This window comes from Moorena sp. SIO2C4, assembly GCF_010672485.1.
Lineage (GTDB): Bacteria > Cyanobacteriota > Cyanobacteriia > Cyanobacteriales > Coleofasciculaceae > Moorena > Moorena producens.
This window is the reverse complement of sequence record NZ_JAAHGN010001130.1, coordinates 1-2325: the sequence shown is the minus strand read 5'-3', so window position 1 is coordinate 2325 and position 2325 is coordinate 1. Positions and strand designations below refer to the sequence as shown.

The 2325-nt window shown below is 42.5% G+C and carries 2 protein-coding genes and 1 pseudogene; all 3 read left to right on the top strand.

Annotation, left to right across the window (positions count from 1 at the left end; all coding sequences use genetic code 11):
* Window positions 1–235: 235 nt before the first annotated feature.
* A pseudogene (locus tag F6K20_RS34615) lies at window positions 236–1306 on the top strand (ISKra4 family transposase); the annotation flags it as partial.
* 74 nt (window positions 1307–1380) lie between these two features.
* Complete coding sequence (locus tag F6K20_RS34610) at window positions 1381–1623, top strand: transposase (protein WP_071986781.1); 243 nt, start codon at window positions 1381–1383, stop codon at window positions 1621–1623.
* Window positions 1624–1697: 74 nt separating this feature from the next.
* Entirely contained in the window at window positions 1698–1889 is a 192-nt protein-coding gene (locus tag F6K20_RS34605; protein ID WP_008178652.1) for a hypothetical protein, read from the top strand.
* Window positions 1890–2325: the final 436 nt, after the last annotated feature.

The following is a 2325-nucleotide window of genomic DNA, read 5'->3' as shown; positions in this document are numbered from 1 at the left end:
TATCGTGAAATATATTGGCCACGCTGCGCGAACGCCAAATCCCTATAACCCTTGCCCAGCAACGATTACCGATTTTGCTGATTTTACAAATGATTTGGGTGCGGCTCTTCTAGAAATACGGTATTATTTAAAATAAGAAAACTAACAAGCTTGTCAGAGTAAGGCTTTGAGTCAAAAAAACCGTTAAGGGACGTTTCTTGTACATAAGTGGAAAACCGGGGTTAAATTCAGAGATATGCAAGCATCGTACTCAAATGAAGACATCTTCTTTTCACCAGCACGAGAGCTATTTGAAGAAATCGTAGAGTGGTTGGGTTCAGATCGGGTTTGCGGTGCGCGAGCATGGGGAGTTAGAGAACAAATTACTGGAGAACGGGTACGAACTATTAAGACGGCAACTGCCGCGGTTATTTTGATAGACGTAGTGATGACGAGATTGAAGGTGAGTGTTTGGGTAGTGACCAAGCCAGAAGAACTCATAAGAAGAAGTTGACTCGTAAACTGACCACCTTATTTGGAACCGTAAGAGTCAATCGAATTGGTTATGGAGGAAGGAAGCTCAATTCCCTGAGTCCATTGGATGCGGAATTAAACCTACCGCCATCCCAATATTCCCACGGACTGACAGAGCGAGTCGCAGTAGAAGTAGCCCGTTCGGGGTTTGGTGAAACAGTAGAGATAATTTCCCAAACAACCGCAGCCAAAGTTGGTAAGCGTCAAGTGGAAGAATTAGCCTTCAATAGTGCCTGTGACTTTGACCAATTTTACCACCAGCAACAATCACATATAGAGCAATCTCCACAAACAGGGGAAATAGTAGTGATTACTGTTGAGGGTCTTGGTGTAGTGATGCTAAAGGAAGATTTACGTGCTCATAAAAGAATTAGGGCGCTGGCAAAGAGCAAGAAGTTAAATAAACGATTAACCCTTGGTGAAAAACGAAACTCGAAGCGAATGGCTACAGTAGCTTCGGTTTATACCATTGACCCATTCGTTCGCACACCTGAACAAATTGTCAATCCGGAAGGGGAGGAGCTTGATATTAAAGAACTCAAAAGACCCAAGCCTCAATCCAAGCGTGTTTGGGCAAGCTTAATTAAACAGCCAGAAGTAGTTATTAGCGAAGCATTTGACGAGGTATTGCACCGCCGAAGCACTCAACAAAAACACTTTTGTGCTTTGGTAGATGGTAATAAAACTCAATTATCGCGCTTTGAAGAAGTTTGCGAGCAAACACCAGATTAACTTAACAATTGTTCTCGATATTATCCATGTAATTGAATATTTATGGAAGGCGGCATTTGCCTTGAACCTATCCCACTATTGTCCGAAAACTTGATAGACTGAAAATCAAGTAATCAGAAAAACTTGAACAGATAAATGCCAGGAAGATTTGAAGGATTAAGTGACATAGAATGGGAGCTGTTTGAAAAGATTTTGCCGTGTGAAGCGCAAAAGCGAGGTAGAGGTATGCCCCATGTACCATTCCGTTACGTTTTAAACACACTGCTGTACGTATTAATTACAGGATGTCGTTGGTGTGATGTGCCCAGAGGGGAACAGTGGGCATCAAAAAGTTCAGCACATCGATGGTTGAAACGATGGCAAAAAAACGGAACTTAGCGAAAAAATACAATGTAGAGTATTGGCGATCGCGCAAAATCGAGGGTTGATTAACTGGAATTATGGAGCCGTAGATGGCTCTTTTTCCCCCTGGCAAGGGAGGAGGTGAAGGAGTAGCCTATGGATATAAAGGGAAAGGAGTGTTGATACACACAGTCACAGAAGGTAATGGTATGCCCATGGCTTACAGCACCACACCAGCTAATGGGAGTGAACCGGAGCAGGTGATACCATTACTAGATAGCATCGCGCTTTGTTACAGGTAAACGGGGTCGTCCCTTGAAAAGATTCCGAGTAATAGCCGCTGACAAGGGTTACGACTCATTAGAGAAACGTTCACTGCTAAGAATTAGAGGTAAATGACCCCAGTTCCCTAAAAGAGTTGATCAGTCCTTGATGCATCGAGGTAGACCAATCAAAGATGATACACCACGATTTCAACTTTAACGAAGATTCACTTGGTATCAAAGGAAGTACCGACGGAAAGGTGGTTCGTTGGGAACGCGGCTTGTGTTGTGTTCGATGCTTTCCTTGCCAAGCGCGACTATTCATAAGCTGTTCGGCATTTAAATTGGTATAGTTGTTTCAATTAAGGATAAGACGGTGATGAGGTAAAATGAAAAGGGTATATTTTCAATAACTGACAGCAATGCCATACAGTCTAGATTTCAGAAAAAAAGTAATAAACTATATAGAAAAAGG

Bases quoted from the DNA above. Each gene is read 5' to 3' on its own strand.
- F6K20_RS34610 (WP_071986781.1), top strand. From the start codon at position 1,381: ATGCCAGGAAGATTTGAAGGATTAAGTGACATAGAATGGGAGCTGTTT.
- F6K20_RS34605 (WP_008178652.1), top strand. From the start codon at position 1,698: ATGGCTCTTTTTCCCCCTGGCAAGGGAGGAGGTGAAGGAGTAGCCTAT.